Here is a 21,797-nt window from a genome sequence, read left to right on the forward strand (position 1 = left end):
GATGCGGCTCTATGAAAAGTACTTCGCGCGACAGATCTACGTCACGTTCGTCTTCATCCTGTTCGCGTTCTCGGGCCTGTTCTTCTTCTTCGACCTGATCAGCGAACTGAACTCGGTCGGGCACGGCAACTACAAGTTCGGCTACGCAGTGCTGCGCGTCGCGCTGCAGACCCCGTCGCGCTTCTACGAGATCATCCCGGTCGCCGCGCTGATCAGCGCGATCTACGTGTTCGCGCAGATGGCCGCGAACTCGGAATTCACGATCTTCCGCGTGTCGGGTCTCGCGACCAACCAGGCGCTGCGCTCGCTGCTGAAGATCGGCATTCCGCTCGTGATCGTCACCTACCTGATCGGCGAATTCGTCGGCCCGTACGCCGATCAGCTGTCCGAGCGCGTGCGGCTGCAGGCGCTCGGCGCATCGGTATCGTCGAACTTCCAGTCGGGCGTGTGGGTGAAGGACACGCTCGCGGCCCGCGAAAACGGCGAGCAGGTCACGCGTTTCGTCAACGTCGGCAGCCTGTCGCCCGACTCGACGATCAGCAACGTGCGCATCTACGAATTCGACTCGAAATTCCAGCTGCAGAACGTGCGGATCGCGCAGACGGGGCGCTACGAGCCGCCCGGCCACTGGCTGCTGAAAGGCGTCTCCGAGACCGAGCTGACGCCGATCAAGCCGATCAGCGGCCAGCCGGCCGACGCGCTCAACCCGGTGTACCGGTCGCAGCAGGTATCGCTGCCCGAATACCGGCTGCGTTCGGACCTGACGCCGCAGATCCTGTCGGTGCTGCTCGTGTCGCCGGAGCGCATGTCGCTCATCAACCTGTTCCGCTACATCCAGCACTTGCGCGAGAACCAGCAGGACACCCAGCGCTACGACATCGCACTGTGGCGCAAGCTGCTGTATCCGTTCGCCGTGTTCGTGATGCTCGTGCTGTCGCTGCCGTTCGCTTACCTGCACACGCGGGCTGGCGTGGTCGGCGTGAAGGTGTTCGGCGGCATCATGCTCGGCATGAGCTTCCAGCTCCTCAACACGCTGTTCTCGCACATCGGCACGCTGAACACGTGGCCCGCGCCGCTCACTGCCGCAACGCCGGGCCTGATCTATCTCGCGCTCGGCCTGTTCGCGCTCAAGTGGGTCGACCGGCACTGAGCGCCGCGTCACGACGGAGGCTTCGACATGAGTTCGCACGGCATCGTCCTGTTTGGTCACGGCGCCCGCGACCCGCGCTGGGCCGAGCCGTTCGAGCGGCTCGCCACGCGGCTGCGCGGCGCCGCCTCCCCCGCGGCCCACGTGTCGCTCGCGTTCCTAGAATTGATGACGCCGACGCTCGGTGACGCGGTCGCCGCGCAGGTCGCGGCCGGCTGCTCGCACATCACCGTGGTGCCCGTGTTCTTCGGCCAGGGCGGCCATGTCCGCCGCGATCTGCCGCAACTCGTCGATGCGTGCCGCGCCGCGCATCCGGGCATCGAGATCCGTTGCGCGACGGCCGTCGGCGAAGACGACGGCGTGCTCGACGCGATCGCGCGCTACTGTATCGACCAGATCGACGGCAACGCGTAAGCCGCGCGGTTAGCGGTTAGCGTGCACAAAGAAAAAGCGCCGGCTTGATGAAGCCGGCGCTTTTTTTGTTTCGGACTGCGGCGGGATCCCGCTCAGGCCGCCCCGCTCAGGCCGCATTTCGCAGCGAATCGCCCTCTTTCGCCTGTCCGGCGCGCTCGGCGAACGCATCGCCGATCATCAGCAGGCTCGGTTCCGCGGGATCGAGCCACGCCTGCGCGTCGCCCGCCGCCATCTGCGCGAGCGTCAGCGTCAGCGTGCGCTCGCGCGCGGTGCTGCACGCCTCGACGATCGCCACGGGCGTCGCCGGCGCTCGGCCTGCGTCGATCAGCTCCTGCGCGATGCCGGGCGCGCTGTCGCGGCCCATGTAGTACACGATCGAATCGGCGCGCGCGGCTTCGCGGATCTCGTCGCTGCCCGGCGCGCGGCTGTGCGTCGCGAACGCGACGCTGCGCGACACGCCGCGCAGCGTCAACGAACGCTTCAGCGTCGCCGCGCCGGCCAGTGCCGCGGTGATGCCCGGCACGACCTCGTAGTCGATGCCGGCCGCTTCCAGCGCGCGCATCTCCTCTTCGGCACGACCGAACAGCATCGGGTCACCGCCCTTGAGCCGCACGACGCACGCGTGCTCGCGCGCCGCATCGACGATCTGCTTGTTGATGAAGTGCTGCGCGGTCGAGCGCTGCCCGCAGCGCTTGCCGACCGCGATCCGGTGCGCGTTCGGCGCATAGTCGAGCATCGCGGGCTCGACGAGCGCGTCGTGCAGCACGACGTCCGCCTGCGCGAGCAGCCGCGCGCCGCGCACCGTGATGAGGTCCGCCGCGCCCGGCCCTGCTCCGATCAGATACACCTTGCCCATGTTTGTCGCTTCGCTTCGTCCGTGCGGACGTTTGCATACGGCCCGCGCCGCCGTGTGGCAGCGCGGTTTGCCGCGCAGATTGACGATTACGCCGAGAACGCCCGGATCATGCCCGCGGCGACCGTGTGATGCGTCGCCTCGTCGATCAGCACGAACGCCCCGGTACCCGGATGCGCGTCGTACGTGTCGCAGACGATCGGCTTCTGCAGCGTCAGCGCGACACGGCCGATGTCGTTCATCTTCAGGTCGTGACGGTCGGTCGCATGCGACAGCGTGTGCACGTCGAGCACCTGCTTGACGCCACCGATCTTCGCGAACACCGTGCTGGTGGTCTGCTTCAGCAGGTACTTGCGCTGCGGCGACAGCGGCGTCTCGTCGAACCAGCACAGATCGGCTTCGAGCTTCTTCGCCGGTGCAACCGGCTCGCCGGAGGTGACGAACATGTCGCCGCGCGACACGTCGACGTCTTCCGCGAGGCGGATCGTCACGGTCTGGCCCGCGAACGCGTGCGCGACCGACGCGGTGCCGCCCGGCACCGGCGCGACGATCTCGGCGACCGTTGCCGTGCGGTTCGACGGCAACACGGCGATCTCGTCACCGACCTTCACTTCGCCCGACTCGATACGGCCCATGTAGCCGCGGAAATCGTCGGCCGAGCTGCCGTCCTGGCGCGCAACCCACTGCACCGGGAAGCGCAGCGCGTCATGCGCCTGCGTCTCGACCGACAGCGATTCGAGCACGTCGAGCAGCGGTTCGCCCGCGTACCACGGCATGCGTTCGCTCGCGCCGACGATGTTGTCGCCCTTCAGCGCCGACACCGGCACGAAACGCACGTCGGTGAGGCCGAGCTGCTTCGCCAGCGTGACGTACGCGTCGCGGATCTCGTTGAAGCGCGCTTCGCTGTAGTCGACGAGGTCCATCTTGTTGATCGCGACGATCACGTGCTGCAGCGCGAGCAGCTTGACGATCGCGCTGTGACGCTTGGTCTGCGGCAGCAGGTCGGCGACACCGTTCTCGACCGTCACGCGCGTCGCGTCGATCAGGATGATCGCCGCGTGCGCGGTCGATGCGCCCGTCACCATGTTGCGCGTGTACTGCTCGTGGCCCGGCGTATCGGCGATGATGAACTTGCGCTTCGCGGTCGCGAAGTAGCGGTACGCGACGTCGATCGTGATGCCCTGCTCGCGCTCGGCTTCGAGACCGTCGGTCAGGAGCGCGAGGTCGAGCTCGTCGCCGACCGTGCGCTTGTTCTTCGCGCGCGACAGCGCGGACAGCTGGTCGGACAGCACGGCCTTGCTGTCGTACAGCAGGCGGCCGATCAGCGTGCTCTTGCCGTCGTCGACGCTGCCTGCGGTGATGAAGCGCAACACGCCGAGGTCTTCGGTGTTCTCGATGATGCTCATGATGTGAATGTCCTCGTGTGCTTCAGAAATAACCTTGCTTCTTGCGCTGTTCCATCGCGGCTTCGGAGGCCTGGTCGTCCATCCGGGTCGCGCCGCGCTCGGTGATCTCGGTCACCGCCGTCTCGGCGATGATCTTCTCGACGTCGTCCGCGTCGCTCTCGACCGGGCACGTGCAGCTGATGTCGCCCACGGTACGGAAGCGCACCTGCGCGAGCTCGCTCGTCTCGCCGTCACGCATCGGCGTGAGCGGCGTGACCGGCACGAGCAGGCCGTTGCGGCGCACGATCTCGCGCTGGTGCGCGTAGTAGATCGACGGCAGTTCGAGGTTCTCGCGCGCGATGTACTGCCACACGTCGAGTTCCGTCCAGTTCGAGATCGGGAACACGCGCAGGTGCTCGCCGTTGTGCAGGCGGGCGTTGTACAGGCTCCACAGTTCCGGGCGCTGCGCCTTCGGGTCCCACTGGCCGAATTCGTCGCGGAACGAGAAGATCCGCTCCTTCGCGCGCGCCTTCTCTTCGTCGCGGCGCGCACCGCCGATCAGCGCCGTGTAGCCGTGCTGTTCGATCGTCTCGAGCAGCGTGACGGCCTGTGCGGCGTTGCGCGAATCGGTTTCGCGGCGCAGCACGACCGTGCCGCGCTTGATCGAATCCTCGACGTGACCGACGACCAGCTCGGCGCCGAGTTCTTTCGCGCGGCGATCGCGGAAGTCGATCACTTCTTCGTAGTTGTGGCCCGTGTCGATGTGCACGAGCGGGAACGGCAGCGTCGTCTTGCGGTTCGCGCCGAGGCCGAACGCCTTCAGTGCCAGATGCAGCACGACGACCGAATCCTTGCCGCCCGAGAACAACAGCGCCGGCTTGCTGCATTCGGCGACCAGTTCGCGCAGGATGTGGATCGACTCGGCTTCGAGCCAGTCGAGGTGGCCCATGCGCTTGTCGGCACCGGCGGGCGGGGCAAAGGCGGATTGCTCGAGCGTCGTGCTCATGATTTCAGTCCTTCTCTTCTGGGTTCGTGCCGCCCGCTGTCGCGGGCGGCGCAATATTCAGTTTCTTGTCAGGCTTTCAGTGCGTGGCGCCGGCAACGGCGTCCGCGGGAATCGGCGTGATCGTGATGTGCAGGCCGCATTCCTTCGTGTCGCGCGACTCCCACCACCAGCGGCCCGCGCGGCTGTCCTCGCCGGGGCGGATCGCCCGCGTACAGGGCTCGCAGCCGATGCTCGGATAGCCGCGCGCATGCAGCGGGTTCACCGGCACGTCAAACGCGTTAAGGTACGCCCACACGTCGCTTTCCGTCCAGTCGGCGAGCGGGTTGTACTTCGCGATCCCGCGCGCTTCGTCCTGCTCTTCCTCGTGCAGCTCGGCACGCGTGACCGACTGCTCGCGGCGCTGGCCCGTGACCCATGCCCCGACGTCGGCCAGCGCGCGATTCAGCGGCTCGACCTTGCGGATGTGGCAGCACGACTTGCGCAGCTCGACGCTTTCGTAGAACGCGTTCAGGCCGTGCTCGGCGACGTACTGGTCGACCGCGTCCTGCTGCGGGTGAAACTGCTCGATCTCGTAGCCGTAGCGCTCGCGCACGCGGTCGATCATGCCGAGCGTTTCCGCGTGCAGGCGGCCCGTGTTCAGCGAGAAGATGCCGATCCGGACGCCCTTCGACAGGATCGCGTGCGTCAGCAGCATGTCTTCCGCCGCGAGACTGCTCGCGAACTTCACCTTCTCGTGACGCGCACCGATCTGCGCGAGCAGCGCGTCGAGGCGCTCGACCTTCGCGGCGAGTTCCGGGCTCAGCGCGGTGGCGGCGGCGGTGCTCATGCGCCCACCTTCGCTTGCGCCACGCCGGCCGCCGCGGCACGGCGGCGGAACAGCGGTTCGGGCTGGTCGAACGCGCCCTGATAACGCTGCGTGAATTCCGTGAACGCGTTCAGCGCGTCGTGGATGTCCTTGTCGGCGCGCACCGCGAATGCGTCGAAGCCGCAACGCGACATGTACAGCAACTGGTCGCGCAGCACGTCGCCGATCGCGCGCAGTTCGCCCGTCCAGCCGTGGCGCTCGCGCAGCAGGCGCGCGATGCTGTAGCCGCGACCGTCCGCGAAGCGCGGGAAGTCGACGGCGACCAGCGAAATCGCGCCGAAGTCGGCCACGAGATCGGCCGGCTCGCTGTCCGGTGCGAGCCACACGCCGAGCTCGTCCTTCGTCTTCGCGGCGACGAGCGCCGCGCGCTCGGCTTGCCACAACGCGAACGGCACCAGCACCTTGCCGGCCGGCAACGCGTCGACCGCGGGCAGTGCACCGTCTTCCGCCGCGCGCACGACCTGCCATGCATCGTCGATCACTGCGCGGTTCTTGATAATCGAAGCCATCTGCTAATTCCTTCTACCCGGTTGGTTACGCGTTCACTGCCTGGCGCGCCGCATACACGCGCTCCTTGAACGGCGCGATGCCGATGCGGTCGTACGTGTCGACGAAGCGCTCGCCGTCGACGCGCGATTCGACGAACGTGTCGATCAGCTTCGCGATCACGTCGGGCACTTCCTCCGCCGAGAACGACGGCCCGATCACGCGGCCGAGGCGCGCGCCGTTGCGGCCCGTGCCCTGCTCGCCGCCGAGCGACACCTGGTACCACTCGGCGCCGTCCTTGTCGACGCCGAGGATGCCGATGTTGCCGACGTGGTGGTGACCGCACGAGTTCATGCAACCGGAAATGTTCAGCGACAGGTCGCCGAGGTCGTACACGTAGTCCAGATCGTCGAAACGCTGCTGGATCGCCAGCGCGATCGGGATCGACTTCGCGTTCGCGAGCGAGCAGAAGTCGCCGCCCGGGCACGCGATGATGTCGGTCAGCAGGCCGATGTTCGGCGTCGCGAAACCGGCCGCCTTCGCCTTTTCCCAGACCTCGAACAGGTCGCGCTTCTTCACGTTCGCGAGAATCAGGTTCTGCTCGTGCGACACGCGCAGCTCGCCGAACGAGTAGGCGTCGGCCCAGTCGGCCACCAGGTCCATCTGCTGGTCGGTCGCATCGCCCGGCGCGATGCGGTGATCCTTCAGCGACAGCGTGACGGCCGCATAGCCGGCCACCTTGTGCGGTGCGACGTTACGCTCGACCCAGCGCGCGAACGCCTTGTTCTCGAGCAGGTGCTGTTCGAACGATGCATCGGTATCGGCCAGCTTCTCGTAGACGGGCGGCTGGAAGTACTGCGACACGCGATCGACTTCCGCCTGCGTGAGCGTCGACGGGCCGTCCTTCAGGTGCTGCCACTCTTCCTCGACCTGCTGCGCGAACTTCGCGGGCGACAGCGCCTTCACGAGGATCTTGATGCGCGCCTTGTACAGGTTGTCGCGGCGGCCGTAGCGGTTGTACACGCGCAGCACGGCTTCGCAGTAGGTCAGCAGGTGCTGCCACGGCAGGTCTTCCTTGATCACCGCGCCGATGATCGGCGTACGGCCGAGGCCGCCGCCCGCGAGGATGCTCGCGACCACTTCGCCCTGCGCGTTCTTCTTCAGGTACACGCCGAGGTCGTGAATCTGCACGGCCGCGCGGTCGTCCTTCGAGCCCGACACCGCGATCTTGAACTTGCGCGGCAGCCACGCGAATTCGGGATGGAACGTCGACCACTGGCGCAGGATTTCCGACCACGGGCGCGGATCGATCTCTTCGTCCTGGGCGACGCCGGCGAACTGGTCGGCCGTGATGTTGCGGATGCAGTTGCCCGACGTCTGGATGCCGTGCATCTGCACCGACGCGAGCTTCGCGAGGATCTCGGGCGTTTCCTCGAGCTGGATCCAGTTGAACTGGATGTTCGAGCGGGTCGAGAAGTGGCCGTAGCCGCGGTCGTGTTCGCGGGCGATGCGCGCCAGCATCCGGAGCTGGTCGCTGCGCAGGTTGCCGTACGGAATCGCGATGCGGTGCATGTACGCGTGGCGCTGCATGTACAGGCCGTTCTGCAGGCGCAGCGGACGGAATTCTTCTTCGCTCAACTCGCCCGACAGCCGGCGGCGCACCTGATCGCGGTACTGCGCGACACGCTCGTCGACGATCGTCTGGTCGTATTGGTCGTACTGATACATTCGGGGACCCCAGGGTTTTCGTGGTGACCGCGCGACGTCCTAGCCACGTCGCGCCCGAATCTCCGTTCCGCCGTCACCGCCCCCAACCGCTGGCGGCTGGATTGCTAATGACGAAAACAGATATCCATATTTGAAAAACTCCGGTGAATCGTAATAAACTCGCCTTATATTTCAAACGACTAAAAAATTCTGTTGATATGCGGAAGGGTTATAAATGAACCTGCACCAATTTCGCTTCGTGCGCGAGGCCGTCCGGCAGAATTTCAACCTCACCGAGGCCGCCAAGGCGCTCTACACGTCGCAACCGGGGGTATCGAAGGCGATCATCGAGCTCGAGGACGAGCTCGGCGTGGAGATCTTCACGCGGCACGGCAAGCGCGTGCGCTCGCTCACCGAGCCGGGCAGGATCATCCTCGCGTCGGTCGAGCGGATTCTTCAGGAGGTTGAAAGCCTTAAAAGGGTCGGGAAAGATTACGCAGCACAGGATCAGGGCAACCTGACCATCGCCGCGACCCACACGCAGGCCCGCTACTCGCTGCCGGCCGCGATCGCCGAATTCAAGAAGCGCTTTCCGAAGGTGCACCTGTCGATCCTGCAAGGCAGCCCGACGCAGGTAGCCGAGATGGTGATCCACGACCAGGCCGATCTCGCGATCGCGACCGAGGCGATCTCCGACTACAAGGAGCTCGTGTCGCTGCCCTGCTTCCAGTGGCATCACGCGGCCGTCGTGCCGGCCGACCACCCGTTGCTCGAACGCAAGCCGGTCACGCTCGACGATCTCGCCCAGTACCCGCTGATCACGTACGACGACGCGTTCGCGGGCCGCAAGAAGATCAACCATGCGTTCGCGCTGCGCGGGCTGTCGCCGGACATCGTGCTCGAGGCGATCGACGCCGACGTGATCAAGACCTACGTCGAGCTCGGCCTGGGCGTCGGGATCATGGCCGACATCGCGTTCAATCCCGAGCGCGACCGCAACCTGCGGCTGATCCCGGTCGGCCACCTGTTCGGCAGCAACGTGACGCGTGTCGCGCTCAAGCAGGGCGCCTACCTGCGCAGCTATGTGTATACGCTCGTCGAACTGCTGTCGCCGACGCTGAACCGCAAGCTGATCGAACAGGCGCTCAAGGGCGAATCCGAATCGTACGAGCTTTGACCGGCCTGTATAAACACAGGGGCGCGAATCTGAACCGCGCCCCTTTTCGTTGCCCGACGGAGAATCCCGCATGACGCTTCCCGCCCTGTTGCGCCGCGCCGCCGCCGGCGCGCTCGCGCTCGCCTGTGCCGCCGCCCATGCCGACCTGAAGGTCGGCGTCGACCTGTCGTCGACCGGCCCGGCCGCCGCGATCGGCATCACGAGCAAGAACGCCATCCTGATGTGGCCGAAGACGATCGCCGGGCAGCCGGTGCAGGTGACGGTGCTCGACGATGCATCCGACCCGGGCACCGCGGTGCGCAACATCCGCAAGCTGGTCGACGAGGATCACGTCGACGTCGTGGTCGGGCCGAACATCACGCCGGCCGCGCTCGCGGCGCTCGACGCGGTCGCGGCCGGGCAGACGCCGATGATCACGCTGGTCGGCTCCGGCGCGATCGTCGAGCCGCAGGAAGGCGCGCGGACCTGGGCGTTCAAGATGGCGCAGAGCGACCGCGCGATGGCCGACGTGATGACGCGCTACATGGCCAACCACGGCGTGAGGACGGTCGGTTTCATCGGCTTCGCGGACAGCTACGGCGACAGCTGGCTGAACGAGTTCACGCGCTTCGCGGACCTGCGCAAGATCCGCGTCGTCGCGACCGAGCGCTACAACCGCACCGACGCGAGCGTCACGGGTCAGGCATTAAAGCTGATCGCGGCGAAACCCGACGCGATCCTGATCGCGGGCTCGGGCACGCCGGCCGTGCTGCCGCAGCGCACGCTGATCGAGCGCGGCTACAAGGGCCCGGTCTACCAGACGCACGGGATCGCGACGCCGGAATTCATCAAGCTCGGCGGCAAGGACGTCGACGGGACGCTGTTCCCGACCCAGCCGGTGGTCGTCGCGCGCACGCTGCCGGCCGATCATCCGGCCCGCAAGGCCGCGCTCGCGTTCGTCGACGCGTACGAGGCGAAATACGGCGCCGGCACGGTCACGCAGTTCGCGGGCGACGCGGCGGGCGTGTACCCGCGCCTTGCCGATGCGGTCGGCCGCGCGCTGAAGGCCGCTCAGCCCGGCACGCCCGCGTTCCGCACGGCGCTGCGGCGCGAACTGGAACGCGCGCACGAGCTCGTCGTGCCGAACGGCGTCGTCAATACCAGCGACAAGGATCATGTGGGGCTCGATCAGCGCGCGAGCGTGATGGGGATCGTCAAGCAGGGCCGGTTCGTCTATCTGAGCCAGTGACGTGCACGACCGGCACCGGGGCAGCTTGCCCGGCGCCGGGATTTCAGACATAATCCGCGTTTCGCCGCGCACAATCGCATGCGCGGCCAGGATCAAGCCCAGGTGGTGAAATTGGTAGACGCAGGGGACTCAAAATCCCCCGCCGCAAGGCGTGCCGGTTCGATTCCGGCCCTGGGCACCATGACATAGTTCCGGGAAATTCCCGGAAGTCCCAAAACCCGCGACAGCACAAGGCTTCGCGGGTTTTTTCATTCCGGCAAAGTGCCGTGTGGTGCGTAGACAGCCGGGGGCAAGCGGGGGCAACATTGGGGGCAACCCATCCGAAATTGCCTTACCTGTCAGGAGTTGCCCCCGTGCCATTAACCGATACAGCCATCCGGAACGCCAAGCCTGCCGACAAGCCCGTGCGCCTGTTCGACGGAGGCGGCCTCTATCTGGAAATCGCCCCGAGCGGGGGCAAGTGGTGGCGCCTCAAATACCGATTTGGGGGCAAGGAAAAGCGCTACTCGCTCGGCGTCTACCCGGAAGTTACATTGGCGACCGCACGGAAGAAGCGCGACGAAGCCCGCGAAAAGCTCGCTGCCGGCATCGATCCGGGTGAAGCGAAGAAGGCGGAAAAAAGAGCCAGCCTGCTCGCAGCCGCCCATTCGTTTGAGGTTGTCGCTCGCGGCTGGATGGACGAGCGCAAGACGACCGTGGAACCAGCGCAGCATGCCAAGACGCTCGCCCGCATGGAGAACGATGTATTCCCATGGCTCGGCAAGCGCCCTATCGCTGAAATCGACGCCCCGGAAATACTGGTCGTGCTGAAGCGCGTAGACGGGCGTGGAGCCAGATTTACCGCCCATCGCATCCGCAGCGAGATTAGCCGGGTATTCCGCTACGGCATCAAAGAGGGGCACTGCAAGGCCGATCCGGCCCGCGATCTGGTAGATGCAATCCCGCCCGCGCAGACAACACACTTTGCCTCAATCACTGAGCCGGAGAAAGTGGGCGAGATGCTTCGCGCGTTCGACGGCTTCACAGGCACGTTCCCGGTTCTCTGCGCGCTCAAGCTAGCCCCCATGCTGTTCGTTAGGCCGGGCGAGTTGCGGAAGGCAGAATGGGCGCAATTCGACCTCGACAAAGGCGAATGGCGCTATTTCGTCAACAAAACGAAAACGGATCACCTTGTTCCGCTGGCCGCGCAGGCTGTCACGATTTTGCGCGAGCTTCACGCCCTGACTGGCGAAGGCGTCTACGTGTTCCCCGGTGCTCGCGACCGAAATCGGCCGATGAGCGAGGCCGCTATCAATGCAGCCCTTCGTCGGCTCGGCTACGACACTCGCACCGAGATTACCGGTCACGGCTTCCGGGCAATGGCACGGACGATCCTGCATGAAGAGTTGGAGGAAAAGCCGGAAGTGATCGAGCACCAACTAGCGCATACGGTCCCTGACAGCCTTGGGCGGGCGTACAACCGAACAAAGTTCATCAAGGCACGACGCTCGATGATGCAACAGTGGGCGGACTACCTCGACAAGATCAAAGCCGGGGTGGAAATCATTCCGATCGCGGCGGCAAGATAGACCCGTGCCCCCACCCGTATGACCCCCTTGCCGCCCACCTCCCACCGATTTTTCAGAGTTGGCACCGCACTGTCGGTCCCCTGCATGTCGGTATGAATATGACCCCCCTTAGGCGCGCCGGGAGTAGGAAAAACACGCGGGTGTGAGCCCCCGCGTCTTTGCCCTAGACGCAGGGTCCCCCGCTTTCCGGCCACCCCGACACTTGCGGCCGGCGCAACAATGCCGGATCGGGGCGCATCGCGGACACCCCCCTCGAAAACACGTCGCCGACGCCTCTCGAATCCCGGAGAGCCGCGCCCCGCATAGCTTCACGGTCGCTACGGTCGGTCGACGTCTGTCCGCTCAGTGCAAAACGAGTTGGAGATTTGGAGATAAACGCCTGAATCGGCCGCAAAGCCTTATGGGGTAAGGCTTCGTGTGTCTCCAAACGATTTGGAGAACGCTGGAGATACTGGAGATAAACCGGGCTGGATTGTTACGGCTGCGGCAAGATTCACGGCAGCCGCCGGCCCGGTTCCATCTGGAGCGGATCGCTCAAAGTAACTTTGACGCACGGGCCCAAAATGCTGCGCAAAGGAATGCCCGCCACCGCCCTACCGGACGGCGGCGGCGTCTTTCACAGCTCAAGCGTGAAGATGGACGGCAGTACGCGATAGACCATGAACTTGCCGTGACCGGGAATGTACTCCTGCCGGTACGGATAGCCGTCGCTACGCGGCATCAGCACACCCCGCTTCATCAGTGCCTTGGCTACGATCTTGTGATCGAAGCCGGCGCACACGTCTTTGCGGAACACGGCTGCTTCGATCAGGTACTCCGTCTCGACGCTTTCGGCATCGTCGGCGCTCATCTTGCCGCCGAACTCGGCGTAATACTCCCGATCGGAGGCGATGGGCGTGCGGCGCTCGTCGCGCTTCACGTGCTGCTTGAAGCCCGCTCGATGCGGCACGTTCGGCCGATGGTCGTCCTGCGCCCGGTTCATCCACACGAAACGGTTGTCGCCGTGCGCGGCGAGGAAATGCTGTACCTGCCGGACAGCTTCGGCCTCGTCCGAGTTGCCCGTGCCGCCGCGCAGTTCGAGCCAGCCTTCGAAGCAACGACGTGCGGCCTCGACCGCTTCGCCCTGCGGCCAGCCGGTCAGCCCGTGCGCCGTCGCCAGCTCGCCGGCCACCGCGACGAGGCAGAACCGCTTAGCGACGCGCGCGACCTGCGAATGGGAGCCGTCCGGCACCCACTGCCCGACCAGCTCGTCGACGCGCATGCGCAGATGCTCGGCCAGCTCGCCGGCCTGCGACGACGCCCACTCGATAAACGCGGGGCCGGCCGTGCCGTAGTGCATGCCTGCGTGCCGCTCTAGATGCTCGATCAGCGCGGCCGGCGTCGGGAAGCCGTGCAATCTCTCCACGACACCCATTTCGCCAACCTCGGCCGGGATCGCGGGCAGGCGCACCTCGATACCGCCTTTCATGGGCTTATTGCCCTCGGCCATCAGCGCGGACACGCTCTTTTCGCCGTTTGACAGGAACAGCAGTCGCCACGTGAGCACGGGCTTGGCCGAGCCGCTACGCGACGCGCGCGCCTTGCCCGACTCGTTCGCGAGCATGTAGATCACGTCTCCAACCAAGCGCGGCTCGACCTGCCCGATTTCATCAAGGATCAGCAGCGCGTCGCTATGCTGCGTGGCGACGGCTTCGAGCGCATTGTCGGTTGCCTTCCAGCTCCGCACGTAGTCCGGCGAGCCGAACACGGATGCGGCGATGACGCCGCCCGTCGACTTGCCCTTGGACGTCGTGCCGAGCAGGTGGAAGCCGCCCGACTGAAGCCCGGAGAAGTGCAGCAACGGACCAGCGAAGGCGGTAGCGACGCAGAACAGCAGCCGGCTATTGCCCACGCAGTAGGCAGCAACCTCGCGTTGCCAGTCGTCCAGCGTGCCGCGCTCCTTGAACTGGCTCTGAATCGGCGTGTCGGCCTGATAGATCAGCGCCTCTTTGCCGGTGCCGATGACGCGATCGGGCAGCACGAACGCGCCGTGATGCCAGCCGACGCGCGGCACGCAGCGCACGCGCTCGTCCGGCTGCGCCATCTGCACATAGTTCGCGATCTGCGTGCGGGCGATCTGCGTCACGCCAAGCTTCACGCCCATATCGAGCAGCATGCGGCGCAGTTCCGTACCGTCGCCGGCAAACAACCCGGCCGGCACCGCCCACCGTTTCAGGATGCCGTCACGGTCCGTGAATTCGAGCAGGTAGCCCCACTCGCTGTTCATCTCGTTTCGCGTCTCCGCGATCACGTCGATCCGCGTGCTGACCCAATGCGGCGGGAGCGGATCGCCCTGATTGTTGAAGCCGTGAAACCACACGCCCTTGTCGTCGACGACGAACCGCGACTTGCCGTCCTGCGCGCGGGCCGTTTTCGGACGCTTGGCGGGCTTCGCGGCGGGCAGTGCTGCCTTGGCCTTGCCGGGATCTGCCGAGCCGGCCGGCGCGAGCGCAGCGCGCACGGCGGCGGCCACCGCATCCGGGCCGAGGTGCGCAGCCAGGTCGTTGAAGTCGGTGCCGGCCGCTGGACGATTCGAGCCGAAGTCGGGCACGGCGACGATGCCGGCGACGGCCTCCGCCGCCGCGCGGGCCCTCGTCACGCCCGGATTGCCCTTCGTCGTGTGGTCGTCATCGGCGCAAACGACGATCCGGGCGTCCGGATACTGGCCGCGCAGCGTCGTCGCGACAGCGTGCAGGTTGCCGGCGTCGAACGCGACGGCGGCCGGATAGCCGGTCGCGGCCGCGATCGTCGCGCACGTGGCGTAACCCTCGCCAATCAGTACCGTCGACGGCGCGGAAGATAGCGGGCCGCTGATCAACGAGAAGCAGCCGGCCTTGCGGCCGTTCGGCAGATAGCGTTTCTGGCCGTCCGTGAGGATGAATTCCAGCGTCCACAGCTTGCCGTCCGCGTCACGTGCCGGGATGACCAGTGCGCCGTCGCACGCGGCCGTGCCGATACACAAGCCGCCGCGATAGACGCGCAGCGCGTCGACCGGAATGCGCTTGCGAACGAGATAGGGGTGATCGGCCGGCGCAGGCTCGGCCGCCGACCAGATCGATTCAGCGAGCGCAGACGCGGCTTGCTGTTTCTCGATCAGCTCGGCCAGCTCGGCCGCTTCGCGGGCCGCACGTTCGGCCTTCTGCCGCTCGCGCTCCGCTGGATCGACCGGCTTGGCCCGATGCGCGCGCGGATCGAAGCCGCCAAGCTTGGCGAGGTGGAACAGCGTGTTGATGGTGATCTTGCCGCCCTTGAACGACTTCCACACATCGCGCGCGTCCTTGCCGTTGTAGTTCTGCGCGCCTTGGCTCCATTCGTTCCAGAGGGCGAAGCCCTCCTCGTCAAACTCGGCCTTGAGCGCCATCCCCACCTGACGCCATGTGTCGCGGTCGTCAGGCGGGACATAGCCGAGCGCGACTCTCGCCCGCTCGAATTCGGACATGGGTGCGTTACTCATAGGTTCCCACTGGACGCGCGTCGGCCGGCTTCCGATTAGTAGTCCATATCGGGCAAGCAGCTACCCGACGCGCGAAGAATTGAATGATGCGGCGATGCCTAGCGGCGGGACGTTAGCCGGCCGCGCGAGGCACCGACAGAACCGCCCCGCCGGCCGTGACGTCGTTGCTGTAGACGTAGCGGCCGAGCCGCGACTCGCCAAGGGCGTCGTTGGCTGCCTCCAGCGCTGCGCCGATCGACGGCAGGGACGCGCGGAACAGGCTTAGCACAAGCCAGTAGTCGTCATCGGACATGGCCTTGTCGGCCGCCCAATGCAGGCTGTCCAGCAGCTCCATGGCGTCACTGATCCGTGTGCCGATGCGGTTGCGGTCAGGACGGTTCACCTCAGCCACGAAGTGCGGCGCGAGCGGTTGCACGGCGTTCTTGTTCGTCTTTGCCATGACCGTCCCTCAGTGCGTCGTGCGCGGTTCGCGCGTGACGAGGCCGAGCGCCGCGAACAGGTGTTGCTGTACTCGCCCCATCAGGCCGGCCGCGAACGCTTGGCGGCTGATCGTCACGCGGTGCGCGTCGACGTCGCCCGCGTCCTGCATGGCGGATTCCATGCCGCGCGCAAACGCAGCGGCTTGATGCGCCGCGTAGTCGTGCAGGCGCACGTCGCCTTTCAGGTCGAGCCATGCGTCGGCGCAGATCGCGCCCAGGTCGACGGCGAATTGCAGCTCGATCGGAGCGCCGGTATCGAGCGGCGGTGCGTTGTCGAATCCGTTGATAACCGCGGTTCGGATGCGCTGATCAGTCATGGCACACCTCCGGTTGCGCAGTGCGGCGCATTTCGGCCGAATACCGGCTTGCGACGCCTTGCCCCATGTCGACGAGCGCGCGCTCGTAGGTGCCCTCCGCAAGATGCGAACGGACAGCATCGAACAGGGCTTCGAGCTGGGCGAACTGATGGGCCGCACACATGGCGATCATCGTGACTTCGTTCGGCAGGCGGTATTTAGACATGGCGCACCTCCAGAATCGACGCGAGGAGTTGCCCGACATCGATCGTGCAATCCAGCTCCGCTTCGCCGCGAATCGGCGTGAGGTTCCAGTCATAGACGGCCGCGTGCTTGAAGTCGCCAGACCGGCGACCGCAGACGCTGCGCCCCGAGACGGGGCCGCCCAAGATCCGCACGCGCCAATCGTGATCGGGCGTCGGACGAGCCGATGCCACCTCAACCAGCATACCGATGCGAGCGCGAGCGTCGCACTTCGTGACGATCGCCAGATCGCCAATCTTGCAGCGCAGCTCAGCCATGGCGCACCCCCGCACGTACGAGCGCCGCGATTGCGGCCAGTGCCGCACCGGTTGCGTCGAGCGCGTCTTGATACGTGCTGGCGGTTGCTGCGTCGCGCAGTGCTGCGCGGACGATGGATTGAATGAGGTGGGATTGCTGCCCGGTATGGGCGTGCGTGGACTGGCGCATTGAATGCGACCTCCTTGGACGGGTTGACGAACCCGGCCCCATCGCCAAATGGGGTGGCCGGGCACAAGGCAGGGTTGGCGAACCGGCGTCCAAGGGAACCGGCGTGCGCGAACGCACCCCCACCAAGGCCCGACCATAGAAGGCGCAAGGTGTACGGACGTAAAAAAACCGCGCGAAGGCGGTTGTCCGCCTTGGAGCATCTCCGGTCGCCAAACCGGGTCACTGTTGTCTCAGCGACGCGCACAGAATACCGCGCGATGCTGGACGACGCAAATCGCGACGCCCCTCGTCGTGTATTGCCTAGTGCAAAGCGACTTTGGGGAAGCATCAGGCGGCCTCCCCCTTGAGCACGGCGGTCGCCAGCTTGAGCTGTTCGATATCCAGTCGCGAGCTGCCCTGCGCCAGTGATTGGCCGAGCGCGACGCCCCGCAGCAGGGCGCTAACTTGCAAGCGGCGCGTCCCGTCCGTGCACTGCGCATCGATGTCGTTGTAAAGCGCACGATAGGCTTTCCGCAGCTGTCGATACTGCCGACGACGATAGTTCGCGGAATCCTGTTCAGCAGCGGCGATCGCCCGGACGAACTTCTCGCAGGCGGTGCCAAGTTGCTTTGTCGTCAGGCGCGGGGCTTCGAGCGCGAGCGTCGAGGCGAGCGTGACGGCGATCGCTACGAGTTTCCCGGTGTCGTCGCCACGGTTCCAGAAGCAACCCTCGATGTCATCGAGGATTCCTGCGAGCTTGCGGAGTCGGGCGTCGCGGCAACGCACGAACGCGGCGTCGCGCGCCGTGACGGCCGCGCCCATCGCGCGACCATACGGGCCGCCTCGATCGATCATAAGGGAGGGCGCGCTCATGCCTGCTCCCGTGTGGACTGACGGGATTCGAGCCATTGCTGGACGTCGGTCGCGCGCCAGCCGACGCTCCTGGCCCCTAACTGGACCGGTGCTGGAAACTTGCCTTCGCGAATCCAGCGATACAGCGTTGTTTTCTTGACGCCGACGCAATCCAGCACACCAATAAGTCGAAGAATCTTAAGAGCCATTTTCCGTTCAGAAATGGCCTGTTCCGCAAGAAGGAGGAAAGCGGCAGCAATAAACCACGCCGTACTATCAAAGTACGGGCGCAATAAAGTTTGCGGAAGACGCACAAAGTAATCTTGCAAAGTTACTTTGCACGGCGCGCCGTGCGCGGTATCATTCGTCCTAACAAGAGCTATGCGTTTCCTAGGCGCGGTGGCTCTTGTTGTTCCTCCAATTATGGAACAGGCAGCCAAGCCAAAAAATCGCCGGCGGGATGTGTTGGTAGCACATCCCCCGGCACCCTCTCGTCAGCTCGACGAAATATGCTCAGCGACTGAGCATTCCCCGCCTTTTCCCTTGCATCGCCCACTGATTCCTAGAGCCGTGTTCGATTAGGTGCCAACAAGTACCGTCATTATATCGAAAGGTCTGCCCCCATAAAAGATTTGTCTCGGATTATCTAAGATCGCAATACATGGTGTCACTGTTCGGCCATTAAGAGTCGTTCGGTCACTTTAAAACCCGTAGTTCGAATGGCGGCCCTCCTCCCGAGAAACGGCGTAGCAACGATGCGCAGCATCTGCCGGAGCGGCATCGCATGATGCAATGGTGGAGGGACTTCCTCGACCAGCAGAGTGGAGCGAACGTTAAACCGATAGACGCCGGCACACCTCGCGCTGCCTGACTATTTGCAGGGTGCCAGGAACTGAGTCGTCGGCCACTTCGGTGCAGGCGACTTTTTTGGGAATGTACGTCGATTTCCGTGGATGTCGCTCACCGATCCACAAGAGACGGCGCATGAAATTTCGCCCTCCGCCCGAAGGAAAAAATCACCCATCGCTAGAACGGAATATCGTCATCCATCTCGTCGAAGTCAGGTGAAGCCTTAAATTCATCAACAGATTTAATAAGATCCTTACTCCACACCCCCTTTTCCCATGGAGAATAGACGGTGAGTGCCGCATGGAATCTTTCGCTTCCATTTCGAATTCTCGTCTTAAAGACAATATCGAGCGTAGCTGGAATCGAACTATGCAAATCCCCTATGGCCGGGAACAAATACTGAAATACATAATCTTCCTCCGCCCGATTTCCGGAGCGAAGTTTATCCGTGATCGCACCGAGCATCTCGCGCTTGAGAGTGAAATGAGGGAACAAATTTCTCGCCCAAGTACCTAGACCACCGCTGCGACAGACCTTTTGTTTCGAGTCGAAACGCCCCTCCTGAACAGATCGCACAAGTTTATGTTCTATTCTCAGACGCGATACCTCCGCGAGTCGTGGCCAGATATCACCTCCCAAAGAACCAATCACCGCACGAACCGTCGCATCATCGTCGGTTGTCTTTAGTTCATCAGAGATAATCTGATCGACTTGGATCCGCTCATCGACAGTAAGCGTGGGCAACAATGCGTTAAAAAAATGACGCAAATGATCCCCTTTGACCGTCTCCTTTTCTCTATACGCATCCAAAAACACCTCAAGGCGCTGCCCAACTGGCACATCTTCCACCAAGAGTTCTGCATATCGCGAATTTGGAACGAAATCAGGATCTAGGACGCGTCGAATAAAATCATGCCTCGAAAATTGCGACTTGGCTTTGTCGATCTGCCGGACAAGATATCCGGTAAAAAGAATCAAAATACGCGCATCGTTCTCCGTGTCAGATATTTTTTCATGACTGCGAGGATTACGGAATGCTTGATAGAAACCACGAAGTAGTTGTTCTACACCCTTCTGTACATTCCATTCAGATTCGCTTTGCAACCTGTTGAGCTTGATTTTAGGTGCCGCCCCACCCAGAGCCTGCCCCACCAGCGACGCACCGTCTCCCTCTGCGCCCGACTTTTGACGAAGCAATTCGCTGAGAAAATAGAAGGCATCTAAAATCGACCCAGTAAAATTTCCTCTCTCGTAATTGGCCCTTACCGCTTCCCACAAATCCTCCGGTACATTGGTCTCAAGGTTCATTTTCGCGCTTCCACTCGTTGTTTTAGGGAATTTTCGTTATGCAGTTTTATGCGCCTTGGTCATGCGGTCTCGAAACCGCGACGCTGATATGGCACCCTCTTTGCCTGCCGTTTCGCTTGATAGGCGGGTTTAAAGCGCGCTTGGCGGCCCTAGCTCTCCGGCCCTTGGAGGTTAGATCCAATGTATCTTGCAGCGCGCGGGAATTATGAGCTTCGGGGCGGAGATATCTATTGGGCACGCACATCACCCTGAAACGCATTTCAGTGGCCAGCTAAAGCGGTTTGAACATCGATGCTCCTCGACCGAATAGGCGATCGTGCACTTCCGCAGCATATGCATCGGTCATGCACGCGACATAGTCGCAAATCAAGCGCGCGCGATTGGGCTTGCTGGAACCGACGGAATCGTACCTTTCTTTCCAATCATCTGGGAGGAGCGCACCTTTGGATTTCCATAGGGCGTTAAATATATCCGTTACGAGATCGCGGCCGCGATGTTCCACTACCGCAAGGCGAGAGGAGCGAATAACCAACTCGTAGTTCAAGTGCTTGAGGATTTCAACCTTGATCAATCCGTCTCGCGTTAATCGCACTGAGGATAATTGCGGATACTCCTGATTCAGAATCAGCTCAACCGAGTCGAGAAGCTTTCCTATTCTTTCAGCAGTGAATCTGGTGCGCATCAAACCACTCTCGTTGAGCATGCGGTTTGCCGCCCAAAAATGCAGTTCGCGCTGCTCAGATTGAGCTGTTGCCAAGTCAGTGTTAGCGAGGTCTTCGAAGATGTGCTCCAGCGTCGAAATTGCTTCAGCAGCTCCATCCAGTTCTTCGTGCCCTGATTTTTCTAGTGCTTTGTTGCACTTTCGGAGTACTTCAGCTTGAAGAGCGTTATTGGTCCGAAGCGCATATTGCAAGCTGAACGGTGAAACAAAACTCGCGTGAAGCGAATCTTCCAAGTCGTAAGTCGAATATGCGATATCGTCGGCTAAATCCATGATCGAGCATTCGACGGTCTTGAAGTCGCGGCCCTTATAGCCGGGAGCAACAGCTCCTTTGACACGCCTGACTATGTCTCCTTCCGTGTAATAGTAGCCCTTTTGCAATTCATCGTTCTTCGGACGTTGGGCCTCGATCGGGTGATCGTACTTAATGACTGCGGCCAATGCCCGATTCGTGATGTCCAGCCCGAATTCCGAGCTGAATCCTTCCGGGGTGCGCACGAGCTTTCTCTCGACAGACGTAAGGATCCTCAGCGTTTGGGCGTTTCCTTCGAAGCCTCCATGCTTCAGCATCAGGACATCTAGCGCCTTTTCGCCGTTGTGCCCAAACGGCGGATGCCCGAGATCGTGTGCTATCGCAGCAAACTGCACTAAATCGGTATCTATTTTTTCGCCACCGAGTTCATTGGCAAACTTGGCGTTGATTGTTGCAGCGATTCCACATGCGATCTGCGCGACTTCCAAGGAGTGAGTCAGACGATTCCGGAAAAAGTCCGACTCCATTCCAGGGAAGAGCTGGGTTTTGCCCTGGAGTCGCCGGAACGACGGAGCATGGAGTAAGCGGGCATAGTCTTTCCTAAAGGGGCTCCAGCCGTGCTCCCTCTCGGAATCCATACCATTGGCGCCACTCAGGCGCATATAGTCCCCGTCGCTGTATAGTTTTTTTCGCATAAAAAAAGCCAAGCGATAGCTTGGCTTCCTACGTCGGTTAATCCTTAGCGCAAAGGCTTGCTCTTTTTCGTTTGCGCAGCCACGGCTTGCTTCGTTCCGCTTGTCGCGGTTCGCTTTCCATGTGTCGACTGTGCTTGATTGCTACCACTCAAGCGTTGCGCCACGAGCGTATGTGCATACTGAAAGGCTAGCGAGCCACCGTTGCCAGCCATTGTGGTGGCGGGTTTCTTCGTCATGTCAATCCCCGGTTGTTGCGCTGCAAGTATACGCGCAGACACGGTCTCGTGCGATCGGTTCAATCTGCTCTTAAAAAATACTTCCGTCAATCGGATGCTAGCCCGAGCGT

The 21,797-nt window shown here is 63.3% G+C and carries 21 protein-coding genes and 1 tRNA gene; 6 read left to right on the plus strand and 16 right to left on the minus strand.

Going from position 1 to position 21,797, the window contains the following annotated elements:
• The first annotated feature begins 1 nt into the window (after position 1).
• Complete coding sequence (gene lptG / locus APZ15_RS00175; protein WP_027786712.1) at positions 2-1,150, plus strand: LPS export ABC transporter permease LptG; 1,149 nt, start codon at positions 2-4, stop codon at positions 1,148-1,150.
• A 27-nt stretch (positions 1,151-1,177) separates the two neighbouring features.
• Positions 1,178-1,561: a sirohydrochlorin chelatase gene (locus APZ15_RS00180; RefSeq protein ID WP_027786711.1), complete on the plus strand. Its 384-nt coding sequence runs from the start codon at positions 1,178-1,180 to the stop codon at positions 1,559-1,561.
• Between the two features lie 106 nt (positions 1,562-1,667).
• Here the strand turns inward: APZ15_RS00180 and cobA are convergent, their stop codons facing one another.
• From cobA to APZ15_RS00210, 6 genes are all read right to left on the minus strand, one after another.
• Positions 1,668-2,417: a uroporphyrinogen-III C-methyltransferase gene (gene cobA, locus APZ15_RS00185; RefSeq protein ID WP_027786710.1), complete on the minus strand. Its 750-nt coding sequence runs from the start codon at positions 2,415-2,417 to the stop codon at positions 1,668-1,670.
• A gap of 86 nt (positions 2,418-2,503) precedes the next feature.
• On the minus strand, positions 2,504-3,820 hold the full coding sequence (locus tag APZ15_RS00190; RefSeq protein ID WP_027786709.1) for a sulfate adenylyltransferase subunit 1: 1,317 nt from the start codon (positions 3,818-3,820) through the stop codon (positions 2,504-2,506).
• A gap of 22 nt (positions 3,821-3,842) precedes the next feature.
• Complete coding sequence (cysD, locus tag APZ15_RS00195; RefSeq protein ID WP_027786708.1) at positions 3,843-4,805, minus strand: sulfate adenylyltransferase subunit CysD; 963 nt, start codon at positions 4,803-4,805, stop codon at positions 3,843-3,845.
• A 76-nt stretch (positions 4,806-4,881) separates the two neighbouring features.
• A complete protein-coding gene (locus APZ15_RS00200) occupies positions 4,882-5,631 on the minus strand; it encodes a phosphoadenylyl-sulfate reductase (protein WP_027786707.1) in 750 nt (249 codons plus the stop codon).
• Positions 5,628-6,179, minus strand: coding sequence for a DUF934 domain-containing protein (locus APZ15_RS00205; RefSeq protein ID WP_027786706.1), 552 nt, complete (start codon positions 6,177-6,179; stop codon positions 5,628-5,630). Before APZ15_RS00205 ends, APZ15_RS00200 begins: the two co-directional genes overlap by 4 nt.
• 25 nt (positions 6,180-6,204) lie before the next feature.
• Complete coding sequence (locus tag APZ15_RS00210) at positions 6,205-7,884, minus strand: nitrite/sulfite reductase (protein ID WP_027786705.1); 1,680 nt, start codon at positions 7,882-7,884, stop codon at positions 6,205-6,207.
• Positions 7,885-8,098: 214 nt separating this feature from the next.
• Here APZ15_RS00210 and APZ15_RS00215 point away from each other — a divergent pair, with 214 nt between their 5' ends.
• The 4 genes from APZ15_RS00215 to APZ15_RS00230 all read left to right on the plus strand — a co-directional run bounded on the left by APZ15_RS00215 (position 8,099) and on the right by APZ15_RS00230 (position 11,836).
• Positions 8,099-9,040, plus strand: a complete 942-nt coding sequence (locus tag APZ15_RS00215; protein WP_014896306.1) for a CysB family HTH-type transcriptional regulator — start codon at positions 8,099-8,101, stop codon at positions 9,038-9,040.
• A gap of 70 nt (positions 9,041-9,110) precedes the next feature.
• Positions 9,111-10,268 (plus strand): ABC transporter substrate-binding protein, encoded by a 1,158-nt coding sequence (locus tag APZ15_RS00220; RefSeq protein WP_027786704.1) that lies wholly within the window; start codon positions 9,111-9,113, stop codon positions 10,266-10,268.
• 96 nt (positions 10,269-10,364) lie between these two features.
• A tRNA-Leu gene (locus APZ15_RS00225) sits at positions 10,365-10,449 on the plus strand.
• A 172-nt stretch (positions 10,450-10,621) separates the two neighbouring features.
• The gene (locus APZ15_RS00230; RefSeq protein ID WP_027786703.1) at positions 10,622-11,836 is read left to right on the plus strand and encodes a tyrosine-type recombinase/integrase; all 1,215 of its coding nucleotides are present in this window, start codon (positions 10,622-10,624) and stop codon (positions 11,834-11,836) included.
• A gap of 616 nt (positions 11,837-12,452) precedes the next feature.
• On the opposite strand, the gene APZ15_RS00235 is transcribed toward APZ15_RS00230, so the two are convergent.
• The 10 genes from APZ15_RS00235 to dgt form a co-directional block, all read right to left on the minus strand.
• Positions 12,453-15,314, minus strand: coding sequence for a DUF927 domain-containing protein (locus tag APZ15_RS00235; protein WP_027786702.1), 2,862 nt, complete (start codon positions 15,312-15,314; stop codon positions 12,453-12,455).
• A 127-nt stretch (positions 15,315-15,441) separates the two neighbouring features.
• On the minus strand, positions 15,442-15,768 hold the full coding sequence (locus tag APZ15_RS00240) for a hypothetical protein (protein ID WP_006758149.1): 327 nt from the start codon (positions 15,766-15,768) through the stop codon (positions 15,442-15,444).
• A 9-nt stretch (positions 15,769-15,777) separates the two neighbouring features.
• Positions 15,778-16,125, minus strand: a complete 348-nt coding sequence (locus APZ15_RS00245; RefSeq protein ID WP_011545898.1) for a hypothetical protein — start codon at positions 16,123-16,125, stop codon at positions 15,778-15,780.
• Positions 16,118-16,330 (minus strand): hypothetical protein, encoded by a 213-nt coding sequence (locus APZ15_RS00250; protein ID WP_027786701.1) that lies wholly within the window; start codon positions 16,328-16,330, stop codon positions 16,118-16,120. The genes APZ15_RS00245 and APZ15_RS00250 overlap by 8 nt, the downstream gene beginning before the upstream one ends.
• On the minus strand, positions 16,323-16,625 hold the full coding sequence (locus tag APZ15_RS00255; RefSeq protein WP_027786700.1) for a hypothetical protein: 303 nt from the start codon (positions 16,623-16,625) through the stop codon (positions 16,323-16,325). Before APZ15_RS00255 ends, APZ15_RS00250 begins: the two co-directional genes overlap by 8 nt.
• Positions 16,618-16,794 carry a hypothetical protein gene (locus APZ15_RS40615; protein WP_088611342.1) on the minus strand — a complete coding sequence of 59 codons (177 nt, stop codon included), beginning with the start codon at positions 16,792-16,794 and terminating at the stop codon, positions 16,618-16,620. The genes APZ15_RS00255 and APZ15_RS40615 overlap by 8 nt, the downstream gene beginning before the upstream one ends.
• A 327-nt stretch (positions 16,795-17,121) precedes the next feature.
• A complete protein-coding gene (locus tag APZ15_RS00260; protein ID WP_027786699.1) occupies positions 17,122-17,646 on the minus strand; it encodes a hypothetical protein in 525 nt (174 codons plus the stop codon).
• Positions 17,643-17,954 (minus strand): helix-turn-helix transcriptional regulator, encoded by a 312-nt coding sequence (locus tag APZ15_RS42060; RefSeq protein ID WP_226127843.1) that lies wholly within the window; start codon positions 17,952-17,954, stop codon positions 17,643-17,645. The genes APZ15_RS00260 and APZ15_RS42060 overlap by 4 nt, the downstream gene beginning before the upstream one ends.
• Positions 17,955-18,651: 697 nt before the next feature.
• The gene (locus tag APZ15_RS38525) at positions 18,652-19,782 is read right to left on the minus strand and encodes a TIGR02391 family protein (protein ID WP_080981919.1); all 1,131 of its coding nucleotides are present in this window, start codon (positions 19,780-19,782) and stop codon (positions 18,652-18,654) included.
• Between the two features lie 271 nt (positions 19,783-20,053).
• Entirely contained in the window at positions 20,054-21,451 is a 1,398-nt protein-coding gene (dgt, locus tag APZ15_RS00265) for a dGTP triphosphohydrolase (protein ID WP_027786698.1), read from the minus strand.
• Between the last annotated feature and the right edge of the window lie 346 nt (positions 21,452-21,797).

Source organism: Burkholderia cepacia ATCC 25416 (genome assembly GCF_001411495.1).
Classification (GTDB): domain Bacteria; phylum Pseudomonadota; class Gammaproteobacteria; order Burkholderiales; family Burkholderiaceae; genus Burkholderia; species Burkholderia cepacia.

Bases quoted from the DNA above. Each gene is read 5' to 3' on its own strand.
- lptG (WP_027786712.1), top strand. From the start codon at position 2: ATGCGGCTCTATGAAAAGTACTTCGCGCGACAGATCTACGTCACGTTC.
- APZ15_RS00180 (WP_027786711.1), top strand. From the start codon at position 1,178: ATGAGTTCGCACGGCATCGTCCTGTTTGGTCACGGCGCCCGCGACCCG.
- cobA (WP_027786710.1), bottom strand. From the start codon at position 2,417: ATGGGCAAGGTGTATCTGATCGGAGCAGGGCCGGGCGCGGCGGACCTC.
- APZ15_RS00190 (WP_027786709.1), bottom strand. From the start codon at position 3,820: ATGAGCATCATCGAGAACACCGAAGACCTCGGCGTGTTGCGCTTCATC.
- cysD (WP_027786708.1), bottom strand. From the start codon at position 4,805: ATGAGCACGACGCTCGAGCAATCCGCCTTTGCCCCGCCCGCCGGTGCC.
- APZ15_RS00200 (WP_027786707.1), bottom strand. From the start codon at position 5,631: ATGAGCACCGCCGCCGCCACCGCGCTGAGCCCGGAACTCGCCGCGAAG.
- APZ15_RS00205 (WP_027786706.1), bottom strand. From the start codon at position 6,179: ATGGCTTCGATTATCAAGAACCGCGCAGTGATCGACGATGCATGGCAG.
- APZ15_RS00210 (WP_027786705.1), bottom strand. From the start codon at position 7,884: ATGTATCAGTACGACCAATACGACCAGACGATCGTCGACGAGCGTGTC.
- APZ15_RS00215 (WP_014896306.1), top strand. From the start codon at position 8,099: ATGAACCTGCACCAATTTCGCTTCGTGCGCGAGGCCGTCCGGCAGAAT.
- APZ15_RS00220 (WP_027786704.1), top strand. From the start codon at position 9,111: ATGACGCTTCCCGCCCTGTTGCGCCGCGCCGCCGCCGGCGCGCTCGCG.
- APZ15_RS00235 (WP_027786702.1), bottom strand. From the start codon at position 15,314: ATGTCCGAATTCGAGCGGGCGAGAGTCGCGCTCGGCTATGTCCCGCCT.
- APZ15_RS00240 (WP_006758149.1), bottom strand. From the start codon at position 15,768: ATGGCAAAGACGAACAAGAACGCCGTGCAACCGCTCGCGCCGCACTTC.
- APZ15_RS00245 (WP_011545898.1), bottom strand. From the start codon at position 16,125: ATGACTGATCAGCGCATCCGAACCGCGGTTATCAACGGATTCGACAAC.
- APZ15_RS00250 (WP_027786701.1), bottom strand. From the start codon at position 16,330: ATGTCTAAATACCGCCTGCCGAACGAAGTCACGATGATCGCCATGTGT.
- APZ15_RS00255 (WP_027786700.1), bottom strand. From the start codon at position 16,625: ATGGCTGAGCTGCGCTGCAAGATTGGCGATCTGGCGATCGTCACGAAG.
- APZ15_RS40615 (WP_088611342.1), bottom strand. From the start codon at position 16,794: ATGCGCCAGTCCACGCACGCCCATACCGGGCAGCAATCCCACCTCATT.
- APZ15_RS00260 (WP_027786699.1), bottom strand. From the start codon at position 17,646: ATGAGCGCGCCCTCCCTTATGATCGATCGAGGCGGCCCGTATGGTCGC.
- APZ15_RS38525 (WP_080981919.1), bottom strand. From the start codon at position 19,782: ATGAACCTTGAGACCAATGTACCGGAGGATTTGTGGGAAGCGGTAAGG.
- dgt (WP_027786698.1), bottom strand. From the start codon at position 21,451: ATGCGAAAAAAACTATACAGCGACGGGGACTATATGCGCCTGAGTGGC.